Origin of the sequence: Kutzneria sp. NPDC052558 (assembly GCF_044547355.1) — a bacterium.
Taxonomy (GTDB): domain Bacteria; phylum Actinomycetota; class Actinomycetes; order Mycobacteriales; family Pseudonocardiaceae; genus Kutzneria.
The window spans coordinates 237,903-264,239 of sequence record NZ_JBIUAG010000002.1; the positions used below are offsets into that span (position 1 = coordinate 237,903).

At 70.7% G+C, this 26,337-nt stretch carries 25 protein-coding genes and 1 riboswitch; of the genes, 18 read left to right on the plus strand and 7 right to left on the minus strand.

Features of this window, described 5'->3' with window-relative positions:
• Positions 1–10 precede the first annotated feature (10 nt).
• Both ACIG5F_RS04070 and ACIG5F_RS04075 read left to right on the plus strand, forming a co-directional pair.
• Positions 11–967: a TrmH family RNA methyltransferase gene (locus ACIG5F_RS04070; RefSeq protein ID WP_396515895.1), complete on the plus strand. Its 957-nt coding sequence runs from the start codon at positions 11–13 to the stop codon at positions 965–967.
• A gap of 3 nt (positions 968–970) precedes the next feature.
• Complete coding sequence (locus ACIG5F_RS04075) at positions 971–1,687, plus strand: MgtC/SapB family protein (RefSeq protein WP_396515896.1); 717 nt, start codon at positions 971–973, stop codon at positions 1,685–1,687.
• Here ACIG5F_RS04075 and ACIG5F_RS04080 read toward each other — a convergent pair whose 3' ends face one another.
• Positions 1,688–2,296, minus strand: a complete 609-nt coding sequence (locus ACIG5F_RS04080) for a class I SAM-dependent methyltransferase (protein ID WP_396515897.1) — start codon at positions 2,294–2,296, stop codon at positions 1,688–1,690.
• A gap of 75 nt (positions 2,297–2,371) precedes the next feature.
• Here ACIG5F_RS04080 and ACIG5F_RS04085 point away from each other — a divergent pair, with 75 nt between their 5' ends.
• Positions 2,372–3,466, plus strand: coding sequence for a DNA glycosylase AlkZ-like family protein (locus ACIG5F_RS04085; RefSeq protein ID WP_396515898.1), 1,095 nt, complete (start codon positions 2,372–2,374; stop codon positions 3,464–3,466).
• Between the two features lie 15 nt (positions 3,467–3,481).
• Complete coding sequence (locus ACIG5F_RS04090; protein ID WP_396515899.1) at positions 3,482–4,474, plus strand: helix-turn-helix transcriptional regulator; 993 nt, start codon at positions 3,482–3,484, stop codon at positions 4,472–4,474.
• A gap of 58 nt (positions 4,475–4,532) precedes the next feature.
• Here the strand turns inward: ACIG5F_RS04090 and ACIG5F_RS04095 are convergent, their stop codons facing one another.
• Together ACIG5F_RS04095 and ACIG5F_RS04100 are read right to left on the minus strand one after the other, a co-directional pair.
• Positions 4,533–5,282 (minus strand): sugar isomerase domain-containing protein, encoded by a 750-nt coding sequence (locus ACIG5F_RS04095; protein ID WP_396515900.1) that lies wholly within the window; start codon positions 5,280–5,282, stop codon positions 4,533–4,535.
• Positions 5,283–5,362: 80 nt separating this feature from the next.
• Positions 5,363–5,908, minus strand: coding sequence for a precorrin-8X methylmutase (locus ACIG5F_RS04100; RefSeq protein ID WP_396515901.1), 546 nt, complete (start codon positions 5,906–5,908; stop codon positions 5,363–5,365).
• Positions 5,909–5,978: 70 nt separating this feature from the next.
• A riboswitch (cobalamin riboswitch) is annotated at positions 5,979–6,154 on the plus strand.
• 52 nt (positions 6,155–6,206) lie between these two features.
• Here ACIG5F_RS04100 and cobM point away from each other — a divergent pair.
• The 10 genes from cobM to ACIG5F_RS04150 all read left to right on the plus strand — a co-directional run bounded on the left by cobM (position 6,207) and on the right by ACIG5F_RS04150 (position 16,936).
• Positions 6,207–7,043, plus strand: coding sequence for a precorrin-4 C(11)-methyltransferase (gene cobM / locus ACIG5F_RS04105; RefSeq protein ID WP_396515902.1), 837 nt, complete (start codon positions 6,207–6,209; stop codon positions 7,041–7,043).
• On the plus strand, positions 7,040–7,885 hold the full coding sequence (gene cobJ / locus ACIG5F_RS04110; RefSeq protein WP_396515903.1) for a precorrin-3B C(17)-methyltransferase: 846 nt from the start codon (positions 7,040–7,042) through the stop codon (positions 7,883–7,885). The genes cobM and cobJ overlap by 4 nt, the downstream gene beginning before the upstream one ends.
• A complete protein-coding gene (gene cobA, locus ACIG5F_RS04115; RefSeq protein ID WP_396515904.1) occupies positions 7,882–8,658 on the plus strand; it encodes a uroporphyrinogen-III C-methyltransferase in 777 nt (258 codons plus the stop codon). The genes cobJ and cobA overlap by 4 nt, the downstream gene beginning before the upstream one ends.
• Positions 8,645–9,307, plus strand: a complete 663-nt coding sequence (locus tag ACIG5F_RS04120; RefSeq protein WP_396515905.1) for an energy-coupling factor ABC transporter permease — start codon at positions 8,645–8,647, stop codon at positions 9,305–9,307. The genes cobA and ACIG5F_RS04120 overlap by 14 nt, the downstream gene beginning before the upstream one ends.
• Before the next feature lie 196 nt (positions 9,308–9,503).
• On the plus strand, positions 9,504–10,280 hold the full coding sequence (gene cbiQ, locus ACIG5F_RS04125) for a cobalt ECF transporter T component CbiQ (protein WP_396515906.1): 777 nt from the start codon (positions 9,504–9,506) through the stop codon (positions 10,278–10,280).
• Complete coding sequence (locus ACIG5F_RS04130) at positions 10,211–11,971, plus strand: CbiX/SirB N-terminal domain-containing protein (protein WP_396515907.1); 1,761 nt, start codon at positions 10,211–10,213, stop codon at positions 11,969–11,971. Before cbiQ ends, ACIG5F_RS04130 begins: the two co-directional genes overlap by 70 nt.
• A 4-nt stretch (positions 11,972–11,975) precedes the next feature.
• Positions 11,976–13,049 carry a hypothetical protein gene (locus tag ACIG5F_RS04135; RefSeq protein ID WP_396515908.1) on the plus strand — a complete coding sequence of 358 codons (1,074 nt, stop codon included), beginning with the start codon at positions 11,976–11,978 and terminating at the stop codon, positions 13,047–13,049.
• Positions 13,050–13,140: 91 nt separating this feature from the next.
• On the plus strand, positions 13,141–13,947 hold the full coding sequence (locus ACIG5F_RS04140; RefSeq protein WP_396515909.1) for an SAM-dependent methyltransferase: 807 nt from the start codon (positions 13,141–13,143) through the stop codon (positions 13,945–13,947).
• Between the two features lie 7 nt (positions 13,948–13,954).
• Positions 13,955–14,776, plus strand: a complete 822-nt coding sequence (locus ACIG5F_RS04145) for an SAM-dependent methyltransferase (protein WP_396516371.1) — start codon at positions 13,955–13,957, stop codon at positions 14,774–14,776.
• Between the two features lie 51 nt (positions 14,777–14,827).
• Positions 14,828–16,936, plus strand: a complete 2,109-nt coding sequence (locus ACIG5F_RS04150; protein WP_396515910.1) for a putative bifunctional diguanylate cyclase/phosphodiesterase — start codon at positions 14,828–14,830, stop codon at positions 16,934–16,936.
• Here ACIG5F_RS04150 and ACIG5F_RS04155 read toward each other — a convergent pair.
• Positions 16,926–18,146 carry an MFS transporter gene (locus ACIG5F_RS04155; RefSeq protein ID WP_396515911.1) on the minus strand — a complete coding sequence of 407 codons (1,221 nt, stop codon included), beginning with the start codon at positions 18,144–18,146 and terminating at the stop codon, positions 16,926–16,928. The two genes, ACIG5F_RS04150 and ACIG5F_RS04155, sit on opposite strands and share 11 nt — an antisense overlap.
• Positions 18,143–18,955 carry a hypothetical protein gene (locus ACIG5F_RS04160; RefSeq protein ID WP_396515912.1) on the minus strand — a complete coding sequence of 271 codons (813 nt, stop codon included), beginning with the start codon at positions 18,953–18,955 and terminating at the stop codon, positions 18,143–18,145. The genes ACIG5F_RS04155 and ACIG5F_RS04160 overlap by 4 nt, the downstream gene beginning before the upstream one ends.
• Before the next feature lie 93 nt (positions 18,956–19,048).
• Between ACIG5F_RS04160 and ACIG5F_RS04165 the strand changes: the two genes are divergently transcribed.
• From ACIG5F_RS04165 to ACIG5F_RS04175, 3 genes are all read left to right on the plus strand, one after another.
• The gene (locus tag ACIG5F_RS04165) at positions 19,049–19,519 is read left to right on the plus strand and encodes an Lrp/AsnC family transcriptional regulator (protein ID WP_396515913.1); all 471 of its coding nucleotides are present in this window, start codon (positions 19,049–19,051) and stop codon (positions 19,517–19,519) included.
• 132 nt (positions 19,520–19,651) lie between these two features.
• The gene (locus tag ACIG5F_RS04170; RefSeq protein ID WP_396515914.1) at positions 19,652–20,362 is read left to right on the plus strand and encodes a hypothetical protein; all 711 of its coding nucleotides are present in this window, start codon (positions 19,652–19,654) and stop codon (positions 20,360–20,362) included.
• The gene (locus tag ACIG5F_RS04175; RefSeq protein WP_396515915.1) at positions 20,359–20,784 is read left to right on the plus strand and encodes a GntR family transcriptional regulator; all 426 of its coding nucleotides are present in this window, start codon (positions 20,359–20,361) and stop codon (positions 20,782–20,784) included. The genes ACIG5F_RS04170 and ACIG5F_RS04175 overlap by 4 nt, the downstream gene beginning before the upstream one ends.
• 518 nt (positions 20,785–21,302) lie before the next feature.
• On the opposite strand, the gene ACIG5F_RS04180 is transcribed toward ACIG5F_RS04175, so the two are convergent.
• Positions 21,303–22,481 (minus strand): cytochrome P450, encoded by a 1,179-nt coding sequence (locus tag ACIG5F_RS04180; RefSeq protein ID WP_396515916.1) that lies wholly within the window; start codon positions 22,479–22,481, stop codon positions 21,303–21,305.
• 79 nt (positions 22,482–22,560) lie between these two features.
• Between ACIG5F_RS04180 and ACIG5F_RS04185 the strand changes: the two genes are divergently transcribed.
• Positions 22,561–23,184 (plus strand): TetR/AcrR family transcriptional regulator, encoded by a 624-nt coding sequence (locus ACIG5F_RS04185; protein WP_396515917.1) that lies wholly within the window; start codon positions 22,561–22,563, stop codon positions 23,182–23,184.
• 72 nt (positions 23,185–23,256) lie between these two features.
• Here ACIG5F_RS04185 and ACIG5F_RS04190 read toward each other — a convergent pair whose 3' ends face one another.
• Entirely contained in the window at positions 23,257–26,232 is a 2,976-nt protein-coding gene (locus ACIG5F_RS04190; protein ID WP_396516372.1) for a glycine--tRNA ligase, read from the minus strand.
• Positions 26,233–26,337 lie beyond the last annotated feature (105 nt).

The following is a 26,337-nucleotide window of genomic DNA, read 5'->3' on the forward strand; positions in this document are numbered from 1 at the left end:
GGTCGTCAGCGTGCCAGCAGTCATCACGTCGCTCAAGGACGATCACCTCCAGCAGGTCCGGGCCCTGGCCAGCCGCACGGGTCGGGCCGAGGCGGGGAGCTGCCTGCTCGAAGGGGCCGCGCTGATCACCCAGGCGGTGGAGGCCGGCGCCACGCTGCGGTTCGCACTCGCCGCCGACGGGACGTCCGACCCGGTGGCGTCCCTGCTGGCCGAGTCGCGGGTGCCAGTGCTGGTGGCCAAGGAGTCGGTGCTGCGTCAGGCGGTGCGGCTGAACCGGTCCGTCTCCTGGCTGGCGGTCGCCGAACTCGCGGCCACCGACGACGACCAGCCGTACGGGGATTTCGCCGTCGTGCTGGACAACGTGCTCGATCCCGGCAACCTGGGCACGATCGTGCGGACGGCCGTCGGCCTCGGCGTCGCCGACATCGTCTGCACCGATCCAGAAACGGATCTGACCAGCCGTCGCGTGCTGGACGCCTCACGCGCCGCAGTGCTGCGGGCCCGGCTCCGCCGCTACGACACGCCGATCGACGCGGTGCGCGACCTACACGCCCGCGGCTTCGAGATCGTCGCCACGTCGGGACTCGCCGAGACGCCGCAGGGATCGGTGCCGCTGAGCGGACGGCCGGTCGCGCTGGTCGTCGGCAATGAGACCGCCGGTGTCGCCGACGACGTGCTGGCACTAGCCGACCACGTGGTCCGGATCCCCATGTCGGGCGCGGTCGAGTCGCTCAACGTCGGCGTCGCCACCGGCATCAGCGTGTACGAGCTGCGCACTCGAATGGCGCTGGCCACCCTCGGCACGACCGTCGCCGAACTCACCGGGGCCGTTTCCGACCTGCGCGATTCGGGGTACACGGGAGAGAATGCGGCGCAACGGGCGCTGTCCGGTTTCAGCGAGGCGGAGCGGGCGGAGCTCCTGAATCTTCTTCGCCGCCTGCGGGAGAACCTCCGACGAGACGAGTGAGCGATGGACCAGCTGGCGCCCTTCGGCGAACCGTCCGGCCAGGGCTGGACGCAGATCATCGAGCTGGCCACCGCGCTCGTCCTGTGCTCGCTGATCGGTCTCGAGCGGGAACTGAAGCAGAAAAGCGCCGGGCTGCGCACGCTGACCCTGGTCGGGCTGGGCGCCGCGCTGTTCCTGCTGATCAGCAAATACGGTTTCACCGACGTGCTGGTCGAGGGTCGGATCGTGCTGGACCCGTCCCGGGTCGCCGCCCAGATCGTGTCCGGCGTCGGCTTCATTGGCGGTGGCCTGATCTTCGTGCGGCAGAACATCGTGCGCGGCCTGACCACTGCCGCCGTGGTGTGGGTGAGCGTCGCGGTCGGCTGCGCCTGCGCCGCCGGTCTGCCGCTGCTGGCAGTTTTTGTCACCGCGGCGCATTTCCTGGTCGTGTACGGATATCCGCCGCTGGTTCGACTGCTGACCCGCTCCCGGCCGACGACCACGGTGGTGCGCGCCAGCTACCGCGACGGCGAAGGGGCGCTGCGCGACATCCTGGAGCTCGTCACCACATCGGGCTACGTCGTGGAGCACGCCTCGACCAACCGGAACGAGGCAACCCACGTCATCGACCTACGACTACGCCTGACCGGCCCGCGCCAGCTGGCCGTGCTGGTGGCCCAACTCGCCGACCAGTCCGGCGTGCTGGCGGTCGACACCGGCGAGCAGGAATCCGAGGAGTGATCAGGCCTTGGGCGCGGCTGCCAGCACCCGGTAGCCCTTGGCGTTGGCGATGCGTTCGGTGGCGTGGCCCTGGTCGGTGAGCCACTTGGCCAGCGAGTCGGAGCCGAGGTTCTTCTGCACCACCAGGTAGGCGACGCCGTCCGGCCGCAGCCGGCCGAGCCAGTGCAGCAGCAGCTCGTGCAGCGCCGGCTTGCCGATGCGGATCGGCGGATTCGAGTAGATCGCCGCGAACCGCTGGTCGGCCGGCACCTCCTCGGGCAGCAGGCAGGTGATCGTGCCGATGCCCGCAGCCTTGGCGTTGGCCCGGGCCAGCTCCAGCGCCCGGGTGTTCACGTCGACACCGGTGATCCGCCGCTTCGGGTAGCGCTTGGCCAGCGTCACCGCGATCGGGCCGTAGCCGCAGCCGACGTCGAGCAGGTCGCCCTCGGCGGTCGGCGCCGGGGCGTGCTCCAGCAACACCCGGGTGCCGGGGTCAAGCTGCTTCGGCGAGAACACCCCGGCGTCGGTGTTCAGCTTCAACGTCAGGTCGGGCAGCTCGACGGTGAGCAGCCGGGGGTCGCTGGCCGCGTCCGGGTCGGCGGTGAAGTAGTGCTGGTGCTGCTCGGTCACGCGACGATGGTAGTCAGGACGATCGGGCCGCCGATCCTGACAGCAGGTGGCAGTCTTTCGGGTGATGATGGCGCCGTGACGAAGAACGTCAGCCGCGACCAGGTGCTGTGGTACCGAGTCCGCCAGCACGGGCTGCTCCGCGACAGCGAGGAGCCGGCGGTGGTGGACATCGGCCTGCAGGACACTCAGGTCGGCTCCGCCCAGTTGGCGCTGGCCGCGCGGACGACCGGGCCGGTCAGTCTCGACCAGTACGAGCTGGCCTGGACGCTGCGCGGCGCCCCGTACCACCACCGGCCCGGCGAGCTCCGGCGGTGGGCCGGCGAGCTGTGGCCGTGGAGCGACACCGACGCGCGGGCCAGGCTCATGTGGCCGAAGTCGCGGGTCGTCACCGACGAGCTGACCGCGTTGGAGACGTATCGGCTGATCGCGGAGTCGATGCGCGAGGTCGTCACCAAGCCGATGACCAAGGGTGCGGCCAGCGCCGAGGTCACCAAGCTGATGCCGCCTGGTCAGCGCAAGGATTGTCGAGCCTGCAAGTCGACACATATATACGAGCAGCCCTTCCGACTCGGCGCGCTGCCCGGCGGGCTGCGGCTGCGCGCCGGCGAGAGCGGCCTGCTGATCGAGCCGCTGCCCAAGCGCGGTCCGATTCCGACGAAGTCCACCAATCCGCACGGACTGGTCCACCGCTATCTGCGCTTCCTCGGGCCGGCGACGCCGTCGGAGGTGGCCAAGTGGCTCGACACGTCGACGGCGAACGTGCGCGAGATCTGGCCCGACGACCTGGCCGAGGTGACCGTCGACGGCCGGCAAACATGGATTCCTCTTGATTATGTTGATGAACTTGTCAATGTTGATCCAGTCAATGTGGTTCGCCTGCTGCCGCCGATGGACCCGTTCCTCCAGGCCCGCGACCGCGACCTGCTGGTGCCCGACCGGGCCGAGCAGAAGGCGCTGTGGATGATCCTCGGCAACCCCGGCGCGCTTCTGGTCGACGGCCAGATCGGCGGCGTGTGGAGGTCGAAGCTGGTCGGCCGCAAACGGCTGGAGGTCACCGTGACCTCGTTCGACATCGATGTCGACCCAGCGCTGCGGGACGACGTGCAGGCCGAGGCCGAGCGGATCGCCGAGGTCCGCGGAGTGCCGGCGGCGGTCGTCCGCTTCGCCTGACCCACAATGCGGGGTATGCGCGCGAGCCGGTTGCTGTCCACCCTGCTGCTGTTGCAGACCAGGGGTCGGATGACCGCGCAGGAGCTTGCCGACGAACTCGAGGTTTCCGTCCGAACGGTCTACCGCGACATCGAATCCCTGTCCGTCGCCGGCGTGCCCGTGTACGCCGACCGCGGGCCGACCGGCGGCTACCAACTGCTCGACGGCTACCGGACCCGACTGACCGGGCTCACCACCGACGAGGCCGACTCCCTCTTCCTGGCCGGCATGCCCGGGCCCGCCGCCGAACTGGGACTCGGCACAGTGGTCGCGACCGCCGAACTCAAGATGCTCGCCGCCCTGCCGCCCGACCTGCGGGCCAGGGCCAGCCGCATCCGCGAGCGGTTCCACCTCGACGCGCCCGGCTGGCTGCGGGAGGCCGACGAAGTTCCCTTTCTCGCCGAAATCGCCGACGCCGTCTGGAACGAGCGTCTGGTCGAGATCCGCTACCGCCGCTGGAAGACACCCCGCGAGGTCACCCGCCGCCTCGCCCCGCTCGGCGTCGTGCTCAAGGCCGGCACCTGGTACCTCGTCGCCCTGGCCGGGCCCGATCTACGCACCTTCAGGGTCTCCAACGTGCTCGCCGTGCAGACCCTCGACGAACGCTTCGACCGCCCCGCCGACTTCGACCTCGCCGCCTACTGGCAGGACTGGGCCGGCGACTTCGAATCCCGCATGCGCGGCCAGCGCGCCCGCGTACGCCTGTCACCCGATGGTGTGCGCATGCTGCCGTACTTCCTCGGCCGCCAGGTCGCCGACCTCATCACCGCCACCCTGTCCGCCCCGGACCCCGACGGCTGGGTCGAGGCCACCGTCCCGATCGAGACCCTCCGCCACGCCCACGGCGAGTTCCTCCATTTCGGCGCCGAGGTCGAAGTGCTCGACCCTCCGGAGCTGCGGGAGATGATCGCCACGAGCGTCACCCGCCTGAGTGCGATCTACGGATCGAGCAGGACCAGCCCGGCGTAGTCCTTCTGCGCCGGACCGTCGGGACGCGACGCAGCCGGGCGGAGTCTGCTCCTGGGATCTACGGATCCCGGCGGATGCGGCCTGAGTAGCGCTCCTCCAGGCCCTTGTTGTGCTCGTCCCCACCCGGGACGTTCGCCGACAGGTATACCGGTGGTGTCTTGCCGGCGGTCAGCAGTCGGGCGCAGGCGTCGGCCAGCATCATCTGGGCCGCGAACGCGGCGGTGATCGAGGAGATCGCGCACACCTGGCCGCCGCCGGGCAGGGGCAGCAGGGTGTCGCCCATCGGCCCGCAGTTGTCGATGACGACGTCGGCGAAGTCGTGGAGGTGCTTGCCGGACGGGTGCCGGGACTCGACGGCCGTGGCGTGGGCCAGCGACGTGAAGGCGATCAGCCCGTGTCCCCGGTCCTTGACGAGCGAGGCCATTTCGACGGTCGAGCCGTTTCCGCCGGAATTGGAGGCGATGACGAAGAGGTCGTTCACGTGCGGGGCGGCGAGTTCGTACACGCGGTGCGCGATCGCCGGTTCGCGCTCGGTGTGCGGGCCGAGCGAATCGGCCGGATCGCCGCCGTAGGTGACGACATCGCGCAGCGCCAGCCGGTTGGTCGGGATCAGGCCGCCGGCCCGGCCGGCGATCTCCATCACCAGGCCCTGCGAGTGGCCGGTGCCGAACGCCTGGACCACGCCGTCGGCGAGCACGCAGTCGGCCACCAGGGCGGCGGCGGCCGAGATGGCGTCCCGCTGGGTGGTGACCAGCTGGTCGATCAGGTCCTTGGCCGCCGCGACGAACTCGTCCTGGCCGATCGACATCCGCCACACTCCCTCGTTAGAGGATTTCGACACCAGCCAACATCACGTTAACGGCAAACCGGACCGGGGACACGACTGCATCAGAGGTACAACAGCGCGTTGACGGCCGCCGTCGCCAGCGCCGCGCCGCCACGTTCACCCCGGTTGGTCAGCGTGGGCGCCCCCGACGCGCGGATCGCCCGCTTCGCCTCGACGGCGCCGACGAACCCGGCCGGCAGCGCGATGACCAACGCCGGCCGGTTTTCGCCGGACCGGCAGCGCGCGGCGAGTTCGGTGACGATCGACACGTCCTGGCCGATCGCCCACACCGCGCCGGCTGGTGCGTTTCGGACGAATTCCTGAATTCCGCCGGTCGTCTCGGCGACGACGGTCGCGGGTCGGCTGGTGATGCCGACAGCGACCATCCGGACGTCGGCGATCACCGGCGCGCCGTCGGCCAGGGCCTGCCTCCCCGCGGCGAGCGCCTGTTCGTCGACCAGCAGATCGCCGGCCCAGGTCGGGTCGGCGGTGGTGTGCACGAGCCGCTCGACCACGGCCCGGGACAACGGCCCCAGCCCGGTGGTGTCGACACGTCGACGGAGGATTTCGTACGACTCCGACTCGATCGGATGAGGCACTCGCGGCACGTCCGGACTTCCCCTCTGCTGGGTCGTTTCACACCGTAGTCGGCGGTGTCGGCGCGCCGACGCGTCAGTTAACCTGCTCCGCGAGCGTGGTTACGGGAAGCCGGTGTGAATCCGGCGCGGTCCCGCCACTGTGACCGGGGAGTTGTCCCGCAGAGCTACAGCCACTGGGCGGCGTGCCGCCCGGGAAGGCGCGGCGACGGCGGCGATCCGGGAGCCAGGAGACCGGCCACGCGACCGACACGCGTCGCACGGAGGATGTGATGGCTGGCAGCGGGCTGCGCCCCGGGCGGTCCCCGCGGTGATCTCACCCGGGCTGATCTCTTTTGTCGGCGCCGGTCCCGGCGCGGCTGACCTGATGACCTTCCGCGGTGCCGACCGACTGGCCAGGGCCGACGTCGTGGTGTGGGCGTCGTCGCTGGTGCCGGCCGAGGTGCTGGCGCACGCGAATCCGGCAGCCGAGCGGCACGACTCCGCCGGCATGACGCTGGAGGACGTGCTCAAGGTCTACGCCGACCATCCGCACGCCGCCGTCGTCCGGCTGCATTCCGGCGATCCGACCGTCTACGGCGCGATCGGCGAACAGATCGAATGGTGCCGGCGGACCGGTCGGCCGTACGAGATCGTGCCGGGCGTCGGATCGCTCGGCGCCGCCGCGGCGGCCGTTGGTTGTGAACTGACTTCACCGACGATTGCGCAGTCAATCGTGTTAACACGCCTCGCCGGGGGGCGGACGGCCGCGTCGATGCCGGACAGCGAGACGGTCGCCTCGTTCGCGTCTCATCGCACGACGATGGCCGTTTACCTCTCGACGCAGCGTCCCGAGCAGTTGCAGGCCGAGCTGCTCGCCGACGGCGACGGCTACTCCCCCGACACTCCGGCGGTCGTCGTCGCCAAGGCGACCTGGCCGGACGAGCGGATCGTCAGCACGACCGTCGGCGAGCTCGCCGCCGACCTGCGGGCGTCCGGCATCCGGACGGCCGCGTTGGTGCTCGTCGGCGAAGCGCTCCGCGACGACCGCGAGGTCCAGCGCACGAGGCTGTACGACCCGGCCTACTCGCACGGCTGCCGACGACGGTCGGTCGAGGGCACCACGGAGGGTCGGCCGATTCCGGTGGAGAAGCGGAGGCTGCCATGACCGGCGTGCTCACCATCGTCGGTCTCGGTCCCGGCGACGCACGACACCGCACGCCGGCCGCGACCGAGGCGATCGCCGACGCCGAGGCCGTCTACGGCTACTCCGCCTATATAGAGGTGTGCGACGACATCCTCCGGCCGGACCAGTTCGTCGTCCGCGGTCGCATGACCGAGGAGAGATTGCGAGCCGAGCAGGCCGTCGACGACGCCGCCGCCGGCCGGCGAGTCGTGCTCGTGTCGTCGGGCGACGCCGGTGTGTACGGCATGGCGACGTTGGCCTTGAGCAAGGCGTCCGAAATCGAGGAAACCGTCCGTCCTGAGGTTCGCGTGCTGCCCGGCGTCACCGCGGCGCTCGCCGCCTCCGCGCTCGTCGGCGCCCCGCTTGCCCACGACTTCGCCTGTCTGACGCTGTCCGACCTGCTGACTCCTTGGGAGGAAGTGGAGCGTCGGCTCCGCGCCGTCGCCGACGCCGACCTGGCTATCGCGCTCTACAACCCCCGGTCCAAGGGCCGGCCGTGGCAGCTCGACCGGGCTCGTCAGGTCCTGCTCGAACGACGCGCGCCGGCCACACCGGTCGCCCTCGTCGCCGACATCGCCCGCGACGGGCAGCGCGTCGAGCTCACCACGCTCGCCGACCTCGACTGCGACAAGGTCGGCATGACCACCACCGTGCTGGTCGGGTCGTCGACCACCCGGCGGTTCGGCGACTGGCTGGTGACTCCGCGGTCGGCAGCCGGCAAGGGCGCGGCACGAGGAGGCGCGGACGACCAGGATTCCGCCGACCGGGCCGCGGCCGACCGGACCGCGGCCGACCGGACCGTGGCTGAACGGGGCGCCGGGTGACCGTGCACCTGGTGGGCGCCGGTCCCGGTGATCCCGGTCTGCTCACCTGCCGTGCGGTCGAACTGCTCAAGTCCGCCGAAGTCGTCGTCTACGACCGGCCGTCGATGGCCGACATCGTCGCGATCGCGGATTCCGTCGAAATCGTGCATTGCGTCGGAAAAGCAGGAAGTCGACCGGCGTGGCCGCAGGCCGACGTGAACGAGCTTCTCGTCGAACTCGGGCGGGCCGGCCGAGACGTGGTCCGGCTGAAGGCCGGCGACGCGTTCGTGGTCTCCCGCGGCGGCGAAGAGGCCGTCGCGCTGGCGGCCGCCGGCGTGCCGTTCGATGTCGTGCCCGGCATCTCCGCCGCGATCGCCGCCCCGGCGCTCGCCGGCATCCCGGTGATGGTCCGCCAGGTCGCCACGACGTTGACGGTCATCGCCGGCAACGACGACCCCGAGTACCACCAGCACATCGACTGGGACGCCGTCGCCCGGGTAGGGGGCACCGTCGTCGTGCTCACCGGCCGGTCCGCATTGCGGGACATCGCCGCGAAGCTGATGGCCGGCGGTCTGGCGCCGGAGACCCCGGTCGCCGCGATCAGCGCCGCCAGCCGTCCGCACCAACGGACCGAGCTCGGCACCCTCGCCTGCCTGCCGAATCCCCGCATGCGGCCGCCGGTCACCTTCGTGATCGGCCCGGTCGCCGCCCTCGACCTGTTGGCCGGCGGGGGCGCGCAGGCAGCCGACAGCGGAGCGAACGGACCGGTGGAGGGATCCCATGCACATTCCTGACGGCTTCGTGAACGCGCCGGTCTCCATCGCGGGCGGCGCGGTGGCGGTGGCCGGGCTGGCGGTGTGCAGCCGGAACCTGGGGCCGTCGCTGCGGGACCGGGACATTCCGCTGGCCGGCTTGGCGGCGGCGTTCTTCCTGGTGTTGGAGGCCCCGATCTTCCCGATCGGCGTGGGCACGGGCGGCCATCTGCTGGGCGGCACGCTGGCGGTGGCGCTGTTGGGCCCCTGGCTGGGACCGGTGGTGATCTCGGTGGTCCTGGTGGTGCAGGCGCTGTTCGCGGGCGACGGAGGCGTGACGGCGCTGGGGGTGAACGCGGTCAACATGGCGCTGATCCCGGCAGTCGTCGGCTACCCGCTGATCCTGGGCCTGCGCAAACTCCTTCCCTGCACGAAAACCTGGGTGGCGGTCAGCTGCGGGGTGGCGGGCTTCGTGTCGGTGGTGGCGGGCTCAGTGCTCTACAGCCTGGAGTACGCCATCGGCGGCGCCACCGCCGTGCCGGCAGGAACGGTGGCGGTGACGACGATCGGCACGTACTCGGTGATCGCAGTGTTCGAGGGCCTGGTGACCGGACTGATCGTGGCGGCGCTGCTGCGGCTGCGACCGGACCTGGTGCGAGTGGGCCGGCATTTGAGCAGGGCGAGCGCATGAGTGGCCGTGCCAGCGAATCCTTCAACGTACCGCTAACGCGATCACCGGGCGCTAGCCAGACGCGGCGGGTAAGCACGCCTACGAGCGAGCCGTCCAACACAGAGCGAGCGCGGGCACTGGGTGCTGGCGAGCGTGCGAGCGAACCGGTCGCTGTGCGTCCAAGAGCAGGGACGCCGAGCGCCAGCGAGGTGCCGAGGTGAGCGGAGCCGCCCATAATCCGGGCGCGGACCTGCTGATTCCGGCGGACACGCCGCTGCACCGGGCGGCGCCGCAGTGCAAGGTGGCGGCGACGGCGTTGTGCATCCTGGTGGTGGCCTGCACTCCCCGTGACGTCTTCTGGCCCTACATCGGGTACGGCCTGGTGCTGGCGGCAGCGGCCGCAGTTGCCCAGATTCCGGCGGGGACGTTGTTGCGGCGGCTGGTGGTGGAGATCCCGTTCGTGTTCTTCGTGGTGCTGCTGCCGTTCCTCGCGACGGGCCCGGAGGTCCACGTCCTGGGCGTCCCGTTGTCGATCGCCGGCCTCGAGTCGGGGGCGGCGATCGTGCTGAAGGCGAGCTTCGGCCTGCTGGCTACGGGGGTGCTCGCGGCCACGACACCGCTGCCGGAGGTGATCACCGGCCTCGAACGGCTGAGGGTGCCGAAGATCTTCACGGCAGTGGCGTCGTTCATGATCCGGTACGTCGAGGTGCTCAACTCGGAGCTCAACCGCCTGCGCACGGCCCGTGCCTGCCGGGGCGGGGATCCGCGCTGGCTTTGGCAGGCGAGGGACACGGCGGTGTGTGTGGGAGCGTTGTTCGTGCGGGCGTTCGAGCGCGGCGAGCGGGTCTACCTGGCCATGGCGTCGCGCGGTTACGACGGGTCGCTGCCGACAACGCTGACCGGCGAGCCGGCGACGAGAACGGCGTGGCTGATGGCATTCGCCCCGCCGGCGGCCTTCGCCACACTGATGGCGACCGCGTGGGCGACGGCGTGACCGCGCCGGCGATGGTGCTGCTGGGCCACGGCAGCCGCGACGCGGACGGCGTCGACGAGTACTGGGCGCTCGCGGAGACGGTGAAGCGCAGCGCGCCGGAGCTCCGGATCGGTTGCGGCTTCGTGGAACTGGCCGAGCCGGGCGTGGACGAGGCGATCGATCGCCTGGTCGCGGACGGCGCGCACGAGGTCGTGGTGGTGCCGCTGGTCCTGCTGGCGGCCGGCCACCTCAAGAACGACGGCCCGGCGGCGATGGCCCGCGCCCGCCTCCGGCACCCGACTGTCCACTTCAGACTGGCCCGGGACCTCGGCATCGAGCCGACGATCCTGGCGGTCGCCGAGGAACGCATCCGCGACGCGGCCGGCGACGCGGATCCGGAGAAGCTGGGCGTGGCGCTGATCGGCCGCGGCTCGTCCGACCCGGACGCCTGCTCGGACCTGTGGAAGGTCGGCCGGCTGCTGGCCGACAAGCGCGGCCTCGGCACGATCGAGCCGGGCTTCGTCTCAGTCGCCCGCCCGAACGTCGCCGAGGCGATGGAACGCTGCCGGCTGCTGGGCGCGACCACGATCGTGGTCAGCCCGTTCTTCCTGTTCACGGGCCTGTTGGTGCCGCGAATCCATCAGCAGGCCGGCGAATGGGCGGCGCAGCACCCGGAGATCACGGTCCGCGGCGGCGCGCATCTCGGCCCCGATCCCCGCCTGGCCCGGATCGTTCTCGAACGCTACCGCGAGGCGTTGCACGGCGATGTCCGGATGAACTGCGACCTGTGCACGTACCGGGTGCAGCTGCCCGGTTACGAGGACAAGGTCGGCCTGCCGATTTCCCTTACCCCGCACGGCGACGAGCCGGCCCGAGGCAAGCGGAAGGCCCGCAGGGCGATCCGCACGCCGGCCCCCGCGCCGACGGTCGAGGTGCGCCGGGGCCGGTTCATGCCCTCGGCGACGGCCTCCGACGAGCAGCCGGCGATCGAGATGCGCGGCGTCAGCTTCGACTACCCCGACGGCACATCGGCACTGTCCACTGTGGATCTCACGATCCACCGCGGCGAACGGGTCGCGCTGCTCGGCCCGAACGGCGCCGGCAAGACCAGCCTGGTGCTCCAGCTCAACGGCGTCCTCGCGCCCAACGCCGGCGAGGTGCTGATCAGCGGCACCACGGTCGGGCCGAAGACGCTCAAGGAGGTCCGCCGCAAGGTCGGCGTGGTCTTCCAGGATCCCGACGACCAGTTGTTCACGCCGACGGTCGGTCGGGACGTGGCGTTCGGCCCGGCCCATCTGGGCCTCAAGGGCGACGAGCTCAACGCCCGCGTCACCGAGGCACTGTCCTATGTGGGCCTGGCCGATCTGGCCGACCGCCCCCCGCATCGGCTCTCGCTCGGCCAGCGCCGCCGGGCCGCGGTGGCGACGGTGCTGGCCATGCACCCGGAGGTCCTGGTGCTCGACGAGCCATCGTCCAATTTGGACCCGGCCGCCCGCCGGGAGTTCGCGGATCTGGTCAAAAGGCTCGGCATGACCACGTTGCTGGTCACCCACGACCTGCCGTACGCGCTGGAGCTGTGCCAGCGGGCCGTGGTGCTGGACCACGGCCAGGTCGTCGCGGACGGCCCGATCCGGGAGATCCTGTCCGACGCCGGCTTCATGAGCGCGCACCGGCTGGAGCTGCCGGCCGGCTTCAACCCGTTGGGAGGCTGACGAAGTGGCCCGCCAGCTCGTTCTGGTCGCCCTGCTGATGCTGGCGCTGGCCGCGCCGGCCTCGGCGCACGACGCCGACGCGCACACCCCGCCGGACCGGGTCGGCGACCTGCGCAGCGCCATGATCGACTCCAGCCTGCCGCCAGGGGTCGAGTTCCGGGTGTTGCAGAACGGCGAAGCGGTGTGGTTGCGCAATTCCACTCGAACGGATGTCGTGGTTCTCGACCCCGACGGGGCCCAGCGCTACCAGCTCGGGCCGGACGGCGCGGCGGTCAACGCGGCGCTGCCGGCCGAGGCGACGCCGTCCGGCGACATCAGCGAGGATCCGGACAAGTCATCCGGTGACGCGACGGCGGCTCCGCGCTGGCAGCGTATCTCCACCGACCCCGCGGTGCAGTGGCACGATCACTACGCGCACTGGGGCGACGCAACACTTCCGTCGCAGGTTCTCGCCGATCCGGATCACGAGCACCTGATCCGGGCCTGGCAGGTGGACCTGGTCTCGGACGGCAGGACCTATCAGGCCCGGGGTGAGTTGCGCTGGGTTCCGGGGCCGTCGCCGCTGCCGTGGATCCTGGTAGCGGTCTCGCTGGCGATCGCGACGGCCCTGCTGGGCCTGGTCCGCGGCCACCGTCCGCCGGCCGCCGCGACGGCCGTGCTGGTCGCGGCGAGCGCCACCCACGGAATTGCGACGATTCTTGGTCGCCAGGCGGAGAATCTGTGGACTGTCATCCAGCACGAGTACCTGCCGATCGCGCTGGCCTGGCTGATCGGGGCGGCCGCGGTGGTGCTGCTGGGCCTGAATCGGAGCACCGGGCGGTGGTTCGCCGCGCTGGCGGCGGTCGGCCTGGGCGCCGTCGCCCTGCTTCAGGACCTGCCGGTCTGGTGGAGCTCCACCAGCGTCGTGGCGCTGCCGATCGACCTGGACCGCGCGCTGGTGTCGATCACAGCCGGTGTCGCGGCCGGCCTCCTGTTCACGGTGCTTCGTGCGCCCAACATCACCCGATCGGACGCCGTAACGGCAACGCAGCGAAGCGGGTCTGCCCGAGTGGACGGGGTTTTACCTCAAGGTAGGTAGACGTCCCCACCCCGGTCACTACACTCCCCAGGGCTACCACCGAGAACCCAGGGTGCGCGCCGTTCGCAGCACCGGACCCACGAGGTGCGCCGTGCTTGACCACACGAGCTGGGCTCACACCTACATAGACCTCGACACCCCCAACGCCGCGCGGATCTACGACTACCTGCTCGGCGGGGCCACCAACTCGGCCGCCGACCGGGAGATGGCGCGCGAAGTCATCAAGGCGATGCCCGAGGTGGGGTACCTGACCCGGGCCAACCGGGCGTTCCTGCGCCGCGCCGTGCGCCACCTGGTCGACCTGGGCGTCCACCAGTTCATCGACATCGGCTCCGGCATCCCGACCGCCGGCAACGTGCACGAGGTGGCGCAGGCGCGCGACCCGCGGTGCCGCGTGGTGTACGTCGACCGTGAGCCGACCGCCGTGTTCCACAGTGAACTCCTGTTGCAGGACAACGACTTCGCCGCCGTCGTGCACGAGGACTTCTGCCGGCCGGGCGCCGTGCTGGCCTCGCCCGAGGTGCAGCACCTGATCGACTTCGACCAGCCGGTCGGCCTGCTGCTGTTCGCGCTGCTGCACCACGTCCCGGACGAGGACGACCCCGCGGAGCTGATGTCGGTGTACCGGGAGGCGCTGCCGGAGGGCAGCTACGTGGCGCTCTCGCATTCCACGCACGAGGCCGTCTCCGACCACATCCTCGCCGTGTACGACCTGTACGCGGCCAACCGCACTCCGATCACGCTGCGCGGCGAGGCCGACATCGCCCGCCTGATCGACGGGTTCGACCCCCTGGATCCGGGCATCGTGCATGTGCCACGCTGGCGGCCGGAGTCCCCCGAGGACGCGGACCATCCCGAGGAGGCGGCCATGTACGGCGTGGTCGCGAGGAAGCGCTGACGTGCCGATGCTGGACAGATCGAGCTGGACGCCCAAGCAGATCGACCTCAGCCGGCCCAACGGCGCGCGCATGTACGACTACCTGCTCGGCGGCGGCTGCAACACCGCGGCCGACCGGGAGATGGCCAAACGGCTCGTCGCCCTGATGCCGCAGGTCAAGGAGACCGTCCGGCTCAACCGCAGCTTCCTGCGCCGGGTGGTGACCTTCCTGGTCGCCCAGGGCGTCACCCAGTTCCTGGACATCGGCGCCGGCATCCCGTCGGTGGGCAACGTGCACCAGGTCGCGCAGGCCCTCGACCCGGAGTGCCGCGTCGTGTACGTGGACAACGACCCGATCGCCATCGCCTACGCGGAGCCCGTGCTCAAGGACAACAAGCTGGCCGCGGCGGCGCTGGCCGACTTCCGGTCGCCCGAGCAGGTGTTGCGGGCGCCCGCGGTCCGGTCGCTGATCGACTTCGATCGGCCCGTGGCTGTGCTGGTGCTGCTGATGATGCACTTCGTGCCGGACAGTGACGACCCGGCGCGGCTGGTGGGCCGGTACCGGGACGCGCTGGCTCCCGGCAGTTACGTCGCGGTGTCCCACCCGAGCTTCACCGGCGCGCACGGCGAGCTGCTGGCCGACGCCGAGGCCGTCGGCGAGATCGTGCAGGACGCCATGGAGCCGCTGCACCTGCGCGGGGCCGATGATCTGCTGCGCATCCTGGCCGGCTTCGAGCCGGTGCCGCCCGGCGTCGTGCACCTGCCGCTGTGGCGACCGGACTCCACCGCCGACGTCGGTCGTCACCCGGAGAGGTCGCTCGTCTACGGAGTGGTGGCAGCGAAGCCGTAGCCGATGCCGAATACACTTACCGGCCGGGATCCCGGAGCGAGCGAGGTGGCGATGACCGAGGACGGTCGAAGCGCCGAACTGCGCGAGTTCGCCGAGGACTGGGCCGCGGCGATCATCGACACCAGCTATGTCCCGATGTCCCGGCGGGAGATCGAGGACTTCCTGCTCGACCTGTCCGGCTCCCTGCTCAAGGCGCTGCTCAGCGAGCCGTTCGACCCCGAGCCGGCGATCGAGGTCGGGGCCCGGTTGGTGGGCGCCCACTTCACCGCCCCGGAGGCGCTCGGCCGCACGCTGCAACTGCTGGGTACCGGCCTGGTGCTGCCGGCCGGGATGTCGGCCGAGGACCGCCGGCTGCTGGACCGGGTGGTGCAGCTGCTGGGCCGGCTGAGCACCGGCTACTCGGAGGCGCTGCGCGAACGCACCTTCGAGGAGCAGGAGGTCATCAAGCAGGCGATGTGGCTGGCCACCGACGTGGCGCAGCGACGCCTGCAGGACAGCGAGTCGCGCTTCCTGGCCGTGTTCGACTCCGCGCCGATCGGGTTGGCCATCGGCGACTTCGACTCCAACATCCTCGAGTCCAACCAGGCGTTGCAGGAGCTGCTGGGCTACAGCCGTGAGGAGCTGAACGCGCTGACCGGCGCGGACATCCTGCACCCGGACGACATCCCCGACACCCTCCAGCGCTACGACCGGCTCTTCCGCGGCGAGTACCCCTCGTTCCGCAGCCGGCAGCGGCTGCTGAAGAAGGACGGCGACGTGCTGTGGGCCAATGTCACCGTGTCCGCGGTGCGGGACTCCACCGGCGCCGCGACCTACCAGGTGGCGATGGTCGAGGACGCCACCGAGCTGCACTACGCGAACCAGGCGATGGCCACGCTCGGCATGCAGGACCCGCTGACCGGCCTGCCGACCAGGACGGCGTTCATGGCCCGGTTGGACAGCGTGCTGGGCCGGGCCGACCGGCCGAGCCGGGTCGCGCTGTGCGTGTTCGGCATCGACGGCTTCGCCACGATCAACGACGGGCTCGGCCCCGAGGTCGGCGACGAGGTGCTGCTCAAGCTCGGCACCAAGCTCCGGTACCACGCCGAGGACAACAAGATGCTGGCCGCCCGGCTCGGCGGCGACGAGTTCGCGCTGCTCATCGAGGAGTCGGAGGGCACCCGGACGGTGACGCCACTGGTCGAGGAGGCGCTGCGGCTGATCAACGATCCGGTGACGGTGCTCGGGCACCGGCTGTCCGTGCACGCCAGCGCCGGCATCGTGGAACGCCGCGTGGGCCGGGAGCAGCCGGCGGAGCTGCTGCGGGACGCCACGATGGCGCTGCACTGGGCCAAAGAAGGCGGCAAGGCGCAGTGGGCGCTGTTCGACCAGCAGCGCTGCGACCGCGACCGGGCCCAGCTGCAGCTGGCGCTGACCATGCCGGTCGCCCTCGACAACGGCGAGTTCACCGTTGTGTACCAACCGATCCGCTCGCTCGGCGACAACCGGCTGGTGGCCGTGGAGGCGCAGCTGGCGTGGGACCACCCCGAGCACGGGCTGCTGGCGCCGGCCGAGTTCCTGGCCCTGGCCGAGCGGACCGGCCTGGTGATGAAGCTGTCCGAGTGGCTGCTGCTGGAGGTGTGCCGGCAGGCCCGCCAGTGGCAGCTGGCGTTCGGCGAGCGCGCCCCGGTCGTGCACGTGAAGATGCCGCCGAGGCAGGCCCGCGACCCCGACTTCCTGCCGAACGTGTTGCGGGCGCTGGCCGACAGCGGGCTCGACGGCGCCCTGCTGCGGCTGGAGCTGGAGCCGGAAGCGATCGATTGCGACGGCGACGAGCAGGAGGAGGACATGAGCCTGCTGGCCGAGCGCGGCATCACGTTCAGCATCTCCGGCTTCGACGGTCACCAGGCGGAATGCCTGGCGGCGCGGCCACTGACCGTGCTCAAGAGCCGGGGTCTGGCGGTGACGCAGGTCAACGGCGAGCGGGACACGATCCCGGCGACGGTCGCCTGGAACACCGTGTCGCTCGCGCACCAGATGGGCATGCAGGTGATCGCCGAGAACGTGGACACCCTGGACGATGTGGCGTGGCTGCGGGAGATCGGCGTGGACGCCGGTCAGGGCGTCGCGCTCGGCGAGCCCGGCAGCCCCGAGGACATCGGCCCCCTGATCACGTCGTGACCGGCGTCAGCCGGCGGGCGGCCGGGGCCAGCTTGCGCAGGCTCAGGCCGAGCGCCAGCATGCCCAGCGTCAACGCGGCCGTGAACACTGTGACGCCGACCCAGCCGTCGTCGGCGAAAACGATCCCGCCGACCGATCCGCCGACGCTGCTGGCGAGGTAGTAGCACAGCTGGTAGGTGGCCGACGCCTGCCCCGGGTGCGCGGCGCGGGCGCTGACCCAGCCGGTGGCGACGGTGTGGCCGGCGAAAAAGCCCGCGGTGACGAGAAGCAGCCCGATCACCACGAGCACGAGGTCGTCGGACAACATCAGGCCGAGCCCGGCGAGGCTGACCAATGCCGTCCCCCACAGCACCTGCCGTCGGCTGTAGCGGTCGACGAGCCGACCGGCGACCGGGGAGCTGACCGTGCCCGCGAGGTAGGCGATCGAGATCAGGCCGACGATCGCCTGCGACAGGCCGAACGGGGCGGCCATGAGCCGGAAGCCGAGGTAGTTGTAGATGACGATGAAGCTGCCCATCAGCAGCATGCCGATCAGGTAGAGCCGGAGCAGGCCGCTGTCGCGGAAGCAGGCGCCCAGGGTGCCCAGTCTGATCGGCTTGGGGCGGAAGTTCGCCGACGCCGGCATCACCGCGCGGAACAGCAGCGCGCAGGCCAGCGAGGCGGCGCCGATCACGCCGACCGCCCAGCGCCAGCCGCCGAGATCGGTGACCAGGCCGGTGATCACCCGTCCGGCCATGCCGCCGATGCTGTTGCCGCCGATGTAGAGGCCGACCGCGAAGCCGAGCGATCCTCGGTGCACCTCCTCGGCGAGGTAGGCCATCGCAGCCGCCGGCAGGCCGGCCACCGCGATGCCCTGCAACGCCCGGAACACCAGCAGGACCTCGAAGTTCGGGCTGACCGCCACCGCGATCTGGAGCAGTGCGGTGGCGAACAGCGAGGCCCTCATCAGCGGCATTCGACCCCAGCGCTCGGAAAGCATGCTCAGCGGCACGATGGACAGCGCGAGCGCGCCGGTGGCGACCGAGATCGCCAGGCTGGCCCCGGCCGGCGTGAGCCGGAAGTCGTGCGCGAACTCCGGGAGCAGCGGCTGCACGCAGTAGAGCACCATGAAGGTGGCCAGGCCGGCGGCGAACAGCGCCAGGTTGATTCGCCGGAATCCCTTGCTGCCACGGCGATGTGTCTGATTCTCGGGCGCTCGGGTGACGGTCATGTTCGGGAAGCTAGTTGCCGCTCGTTCATGCGTCCAATACAGGAACCGATCGGATTCGATCCATGGATGAATAGGTTGACGGCGATGTGCGCGAACACCGTTGCTGTGACGGCAAGCGCGAACGCGGCGAGGGCGCCCAGATTCGGAAGGGTGCTCGCGATCGTGAGGAAGAACACCGACGACGTGAAGGCGCCGACCACGACGCCACGCAGCGAGATGACCGACGCCGGGCCGCCGGCGCTCTCCTGCCGGTAGGCGGCGAACAATGCCGCGAACAAAGGGAAAGAGGCCAGCAGGCCGATCGTTCTCGACCCCAGCAGGGTGGCGCAGGCGAGCACCAGCGTGGTCATGACGGTGGCGACGACGATGCGCGCCGGCAGTTCCCACGGCATCGGCAGGACCTCTCGCGGCGTCAGCGCCGGCCAGGCCGCCAGCGTCGCCGCCAGTCCCGTCGGCACCAGGAATTCCAGCTCTGGCAGGGAAAAGTCGTACAGGCTCAGGGCTCGCGCCGCGACGACGTAGCAGCAGACGGCGACCGCCAGGGCGATCGGCCAGCGATGGGTGAGCGCCGTGCGGGCGTAGCCGAGACAGAAGGCGGCGATCGCGAGCTGCCCCGACAGGGTCGCGATCGCCGTCTGCACGGCGAAGTTCTCGCCTTCCCGGAGGGTCAGCAGGGCGAGCGAGGAGGCGGCGGTGAGCGGCAGTCCGACCAGGCGGCCGCCGAACAGCGTCGCCCAGCGGCGTTGGAGGAGGGTCGCGGCGATGATCAGGGAGGGCGTCAGCAGGAGTTTGAGCAGGTCTTGGCCCATGACCTCGACCCTCTCAGTTCTTTCGCCGCGTTTGTCGCGAAAATCGCGGCTCTATGGCCGCTTTTGCTGCGATGTTCTCAGTACAGTGGGCATATGACTTCGGAAGTCACAGTGGACGCTGTCGACCGGGAGATCCTCGCCGTGCTCCTGCACGACGGTCGGATCACCTACCAGGAGCTGGGCCGCGCCGTCCGGCTGAGCGCCAACGCCGTCGCCGACCGGGTGCGGCGGCTGCGCCGGTCCGGGATCCTGCGCGGCTATCGCGCCGACCTGGACTTCGCCGCCCTCGGCCGGCCGCTGGTGCTCGTCACCGAGGTGCGGCTGCGGGACGGCGTGTCCGGCGAGGAGTTCGAGCGCGGCCTGCGCACGTTTCCGCAGGTCTTCTCGGCCGCCCACGTCACCGGGGACTACGACTACCAGCTGCGGATGGCCTGCGCCGACACCGCCGAATTCGAGGAGCTGATCGAGCGGCTCAAGCGCGAGCACGGGGTCCGTGAGCTGCGCAGCCGGCTCGTGCTGCGGCAGATCCCGCTCGACCCGGCCGGTGTGCTGGAGATCACCTGAGACATTCGAGTGGATTCCCGACTTGACGTCGGGTGTATTGCCCTCCGTCCGGAGGGCGACGCGGGGCCGCCGGTCGGATACGGTGATCACAGTCACATGTCATTCCGGTCGCACTCAATGTCGAGGAGCTCCGTGGGATACGTCGACTCGTGGACGCAGCGCTATCGCGGCATGGACCTGGGCCCGTACAGCCTGCTGCTCGCGCGGCTGCTGGTGCGCCGGCGGGCCGTGTACCTCGGCGCCGGTCTGGTCGCCGTGGTGCTCGTCCTGCGGGTCGCCCAGTTCCTGCTCGACTCGGACGCACTGCTCTGGCCGGTGCTGCTGACCGTGCTGGTCGCCTTCGCCGCCGGCATCGCGCTGCTCGTCCAGCGGCACGGCGACGCCCGGGTCGCCGCCCGGCAGCGTGAGCACGTCGACCGTCACGAGCCCGTCGACTTCGCCGCCGTCGTCGGCCGGCGCACCCGCATCCTGCTCGCCGTCTCCTACGTCGGCGCCGCACTGCTCGGTTTCGCCGGTCTGCTCTCCGGCGTCGACTTCGCCCAGTCCGTCGTTTTCCTCGTCGGCGTCGCCGTGCTCGCCGCCCTCGCCTTCGTCTCGCTGCGCAGCGCCCTGACCCGGGCCCCCATCGCCGTCGACCACGGCTCGTTGCAGGCCGACGACCTGCTGCGTGTCAACGACGCCCGGCACGCCGCCCTCGCCTACCCCGTGCTGCTCGCCGTCGTGACGATGGCCTCACCCTCCTCGATGTGGTTGTTAACTGTGTACACAACCGTTTCGGTTGTGATCTCGGTTTTCGCGATGGCCCACGAGCCGCTCACCCCCAAGGTGCCGGTGGCCCGGTGATCCAGCTCGACACCGCCTCACCCGTTCCGCCGTACGAGCAGGTCAAGTCCCAGTTCGCCCGCCAGATCGCCGACCGTCGGCTGGCTGTCGGCACCCGCCTGCCCACCGTCCGTCAGCTCGCCGCCGACCTCGGCCTCGCCGTGAACACCGTCGCCCGCGCCTACCGCGAGCTGGAGGAGGCCGGCCTCGTCCAGACTCGCGGCCGCGCCGGCACCTTCGTCAGCGCCGCCGGCGAACACAGCCTCCTGCGCGCCCAGCAGGCCGCCCACCAGTTCGCCGCCGCCACCGCCGACCTCGGCCTCTCCCCCGACGATCTCCTCGAGATCGTCCGCGCCGCCCTCGCCCCCACCCAGCCAGATCCTGCCCAGCCAGATCCTGCCCAGCCGAGTCCCACCCGGTCGAGTCCCCCTCAGTCCCCCTGACCACCGGACTCGCCTACCTCCGCCGAACTCCCCCAGTTCGCCGGACCTCCCGACTCCGCCGAACTCCCCAGGTTCGCCGAAGCCCTCAAGTTCACCGAGCTCCTCGACTCCGCCGGACTCCTCAAGTTCGTCGAACTTCCCAAGTCCGCCTAAATCCCCCGTTTCGTCGAGCTCACCAAGTTCGCTGAACTCCCCGGCTTCGCGAACTCCTCAGGTTCGCCGAAGTCCCCAGCTTCGCCGGACTCCTCAAGTTCGTCGCACTACTCGACTGCGCCCGAAAGCCTGGTTCCACCGCCGTCCCCTGTTTCGCCGGAGTCCTGCGTTTCGCCGATCACCTCGGCCGCGACGAACACCCCTCAGGTTCGTCGATGCCCTCCGGTTGGTCGACGCTCTCAACTCCGTCGAAAATCTCGACTCCGTCGACGGCCTGGCGTTCGTCGACGACGCCCGATTTCACCGTCAATCGGACGACCGCACGAGTTCGTCGTCATCGGCGAACTCGACACGGCCGACGGCGGTCACCAAGTGACCGGCACCGAGACAAGACCGCCGCCCAGCTGGTTGACGCGCAACTGGAGGTCTTCGACGGGAACCGTGAGCCGCAGGGTCGGCATGCGGCGGAGAAGGGTTTCGAACACGATCTGGAGTTCGACGCGGGCGAGGTTCGCGCCGATGCAGTAGCGCGCGCCGTGCCCGAAGGAGAGGTGCTGGTTGGTCGGCCGGGCGATTTCGAACTGCACCGCGTCGGTGAAGGCCCGTTCGTCGTGGTTGGCCGCGCCGGCGGCGAGGAGCACCGCTTCACCGGCGTGGACCTTGGTGCCGGCGATGTCCATGTCCTCGCGGGCGTAGCGAAGCAAACCGCCACCGCCGCTCACGCTGCGGCGCAGAATCTCCTCGACGGCCGCCGACGCGAGCTTGTCGTCCTGGAGGAACGCCGCGCGCTGGTCCGGGTTGATCAGGAACAGGACGGTGCCGATGTCGATCCGCACCATGGTGGTCTCGTGACCGGCGAACAGCAGGCCGCTGCTCAGCATCGCCAACTCCTCGTCGCCGACGCGGTCGCCGTATTCGGCGATCAGGTCGCTGATCAGGTCGTCGCCGGGCTCGGACCGCTTCCGCTGGATGAGGCCCTGCATATATGTGGTGAGGCTGTTCCACCCGTCGGCCGAGCGAGCGCCGTCGACGGTGTCGCCGAGGGCATTGGACCAGGCGCGGAAGTCGTCCCGATCCTCGTACGGCACGCCGAGCAGGGCGCAGATGACCAGCACCGGCAGCGGCATGGACAGGCGTTCGTGCAGGTCGTCCGGGCCGCCGTCGGCGAGCATGTCGTCGATGATCGTGTCGATGATCTGCTGGATGTGCGGCCGCATCGCCCGCATCCGCCGCGGCGAGAACGCCGGCATGAGCATCGCCCGCATCATGGCGTGGTTCTGGTCTTCGTTGTCGTCGGCGACCGCGGTGCCCATCAGGACGGAGTTCGACACCCGGGCGGCCTGGTCCGGGTTCGGGTGCGACCGGCCCAGCCGCGGGTCGGCGAACAGCTCGCGGACCTCCTCGTAGCGGGTGACGAGCCAGGCTTCGTCGCCGGTCTGCGTGAGCACCCGCACGATCGGCCCCTCGGCCTGCAACGCCAGCATCGCCGGCGGCGGGTTGAGAACGGCGGTCTGAGCGAACGGCAGTTGTGGCAAACCGGACATCGGGTTCCCCTCCCCAGCAATGTATACTTTGAAATATACACACGTCTGTCAACATATGTGGCCTGGTAGGACAGTGCGCGTGACGGAACAGCGCAGCGAACGACTGCCCAGAGCGCAGCGGCGGGAGCAGATCCTGGTCGCGGCGACCACGGCGTTCGCGCGGGCCGGGTTCGCCGCGACGAGCCTCGACGACGTGGCCCGCGAGGCGGGCATCAGCCGGATGATCGTGTACCGGCACTTCGACTCGAAGCGGGACCTGTACGAGCAGGCCCTGGCCCGGATCGGCGACATCATCCAGGCGGCGACGAAGGACCAGATCTCGATCGCGACGCTGGAGTCCTTCATCGCCACGGCCGCGGCCGAGCCGGACGGGTTCCAGCTGCTGTACCGGCATGCCGCCCGCGAGCCCGAGTTTAACGGGATCGCGGAGATGGTCCGCCGCGGCATGGCCGACGCGACCTACGAGCAGATCGCCGACCGCATCGGGAACCCCGCGTGGGCCAGGTGGGCCGCCGACAGCATTCCAGTGGTGCTGATCGAGACGATCATGGCCTGGCTGGACGTCGGCCAGCCGGATCCGGAGACCATGGTCGACCGGGTCCAGTCAGTGATCAGAGGGATCATCAACGCCGCTCGTCACGGGCGGGACGACGACCCGTCGACGGCCACCGCGGCCGGACGGGACCAGACCCCCGCACCGTGATCATGGCGCGTCGACAAAGCCGCGGCGGCCCCGCCTCAGGAATGAGACGGGGCCGCCGCGGTCGGTGTCACCTCAGAGGGCGCGCCAGTCGAGGACGCCGTCGGCGAGGGAGTTGATCGTCGCCAGCAGGCCAAGGCGGGCCTTGCGGAGCTCGGGGTCCTCGGCCATCACGAGCACGTCGTCGAAGAACGCGTTGACGGGACCGGTCAGCGGGCCGGCGATGCCGACGAACTCGGCGAGACCGGTGGTGTCGGCGCCGAACTGGACGGCGACCTTGTCCACGGTCTCGTGCAGGGCGATCTCGGCTGGCTCGACCAGCCGCGCCGGGTCGTAGCCGGGCTCGGTGCCGGCCGGCACGATCCGGCGGACGCGCTGGAGCGCGGCGGCCAGTGCGGCGAAGTCGGCGTCGTCGCCGAGCCGCTCCAGTTCGGCCAGGGCGGCGTCCGCGTCGGCCGGGGTGTCGGCGAGCGGCAGCACGGCCTGCACCAGCCGGTGTTCGTGACCGGCGTCCAGCAGCTGCTGCTCGTAACGGCGAACGGCGAACTCCTGGGCGTCGGCGAGCGCCTTCTCCGGCACCTCCACGCCCTGCGCGCTGACCCGCTTGGCCGCGGCGGCCAGGCCGCTGCTCAGCGTGACGGCCTTGAGCCGCGGGAACGCCCGCAGGATGCTGACGACGCCCAGGGTGGCGCGGCGCAGCGCGAACGGGTCGGAGCTGCCGGTCGGGTTGGCCCCGATGGCGAACAGCCCGGCGAGCAGGTCGAGTCGGTCGGCCAAGGCCAGCAGCGCGCCGGGCACGCTGACCGGCAGCGCACCGCCGGCGGACCGCGGCTGCTCCATCTCCGCAAGCGCTTGCGCCACCTCGGCGGGCTCGCCGGCCCGCAGCGCGTACTCGCGGGCCATGGTGCCGGCCAGGCTGGACAGCTCGATCACCATCTGGGTGGCCAGATCGAACTTGGCCAGCTGACCGGCGCGGTCCAGCGTCGCCCGCTCGGCGGCGGCGAGGCCCACGAGGTCGGCCAGGTCGGCGGCGGTGCCGGCGATGCGCTGGGCGCGGTCGGCGACCGAGCCCAGCCGCTCCTCGAAGGTCAGCTTGGCCAGGCCGGCCTTGTGCTGCTCGGGCGTCTTTTTCTGATCGGCACGCCAGAAGAACGCGGCGTCCTCGTACCGGGCCCGCAGCACCGACTCGTTGCCGGCACGCACCAGGTCGACGTCGCACGAGCCGTTGGCGACGGTGACGAAGTGCGGCAGCAGTTGGCCGTCCTGGTTGCGAACCGGCAGGTAGCGCTGGTGCTTGCGCATGACCGTGGTCAGGATCTGGCCCGGGAGCTCAAGGTATTCGGCGGCGAACGAGCCGAGAATCGGGTTCGGCTGCTCGACGAGGTTGGTGACCTCGTCGAGCAGGGCGGCCTCGCCCTCGAAGTCGACGGCGCCGTCGACCGCTGCGACCAGCTCGGACGTGCGGGCGACGATCTGCTCGCGACGGTCGGCACCGGCCAGCACGATGTCGTGGCCGGCGAGGAAGTCGGCGTATCCATCGGCCGAGGCGACCTCGACCTCCGGCTCCGTCGCGGTCCGGTGCACTCGGGTGTAGCGGCTGCTGGCCAGCGAGGACACGGCGATCGGCACCACGGTCTCGCCGAGCAGCGCGACCAGCCAGCGGACCGGGCGGGTGAACGACAGGCCGGCGTCCCGCCAGCGCATGTTCTTGTCGGCCCGCAGCTCGGTGACGATCTGGCCGAGCAGCTCGCTGAGCACCTCGACGGCGCCTCGGCCGACGTCAGTCTTGACGACGCCGACGTGCTCGACCCCGTCCACGTCGATGCGGAGCAGCTGCTCGGGCGCGATGCCCTGCCCGCGGGCGAAGCCCTGGGCGGCCTTGGTCGGGTTGCCGTCGGCGTCGAACGCGGCCGTCGCCCGCGGCCCACGGACCGTGCGCTCGGCGTCCGGCTCGCGCGGCTGGACGTCGTCGACCAACAGCACGAGGCGGCGTGGGGTGGCGTGCACGGTGATGTCGCCGTGGCCAAGCCGGGTGCCGTCGAGCTTCGTGGCCAACGCCTCGCGAACCGCCTCGGCGCTACGCACGACCTCGCTGTGCGGCAGCTCCTCGACGCCGATCTCGAACAGCAGCGTCGCCGGCTCGGTCACCGTCGGCAGCTCGGCCGGCAGCTGGGCGGCGGCCGGCGGCTCGACGACGCCGAGCGGATAACCCATCTCCTCGCGGCGCTCCGCCCACAGCTGGGCGGCCTGCCTGGTCAGCGTGCGCATCTGGCCGAAGGCCTTGGCACGCTCGGTGGTGCTGATCGCGCCCCGGGCGTCCAGCACGTTGAACGCGTGGCTGCACTTGAGCACGTACACGTAGGCCGGCACCGGCAGCCGCTCGTCGATCATGCGACGGGCCTCGGTGGCGTACTCGTCGAACAGCCGCTGGTTGACCTGGATGTCGGCGTCGTCGAGGTAGTAGCGGCTCATCTCGTACTCGGACTGGCCGAACACCTCGCCGTAGGAGATGCCCGGCGCGTACGCGATGTCCTTGAAGTGGCCGACGCCCTGAAGCGCCATCAGGATGCGCTCGATGCCGTAGGTGATCTCCACCGACACCGGGTCCAGCGTCATGCCGCCGGCCTGCTGGAAGTAGGTGAACTGGGTGATCTCCAGCCCGTCCAGCCAGACCTCCCAGCCCAGGCCCCAGGCGCCCAGGGCCGGCGAGGCCCAGTTGTCCTCGACGAAGCGGATGTCGTGGGCGTCGATGTCGATGCCCAGCACCTCCAGGCTGCCCAGGTAGAGCTCCTGGGGGTTGCCCGGGTCCGGCTTGAGGATCACCTGGAACTGGGTGTGGGTCTGCAACCGGTTCGGGTTCTCGCCGTACCGGGCGTCGTCGGGCCGCACGCTCGGCTCGACGTAGCCGACATGCCACGGCTCCGGGCCGAGCACCCGCAACGCCGTGGCAGGGTTGGCGGTACCGGCCCCGACCTCGGTGTTGAACGGCTGCACGACCATGCAGCCCCGATCGGTCCAGTACTTCTGCAACGCGAGCAACGCGTCCTGCATCGTCAACACGGGGGAACCCTCTTGCCATCGGTCGTGGGCACTGAGCTGGCGAAACACACCGCCACAGACCCTCGATCCTAGGCGAGCACGGCCTGTGGCCACCCC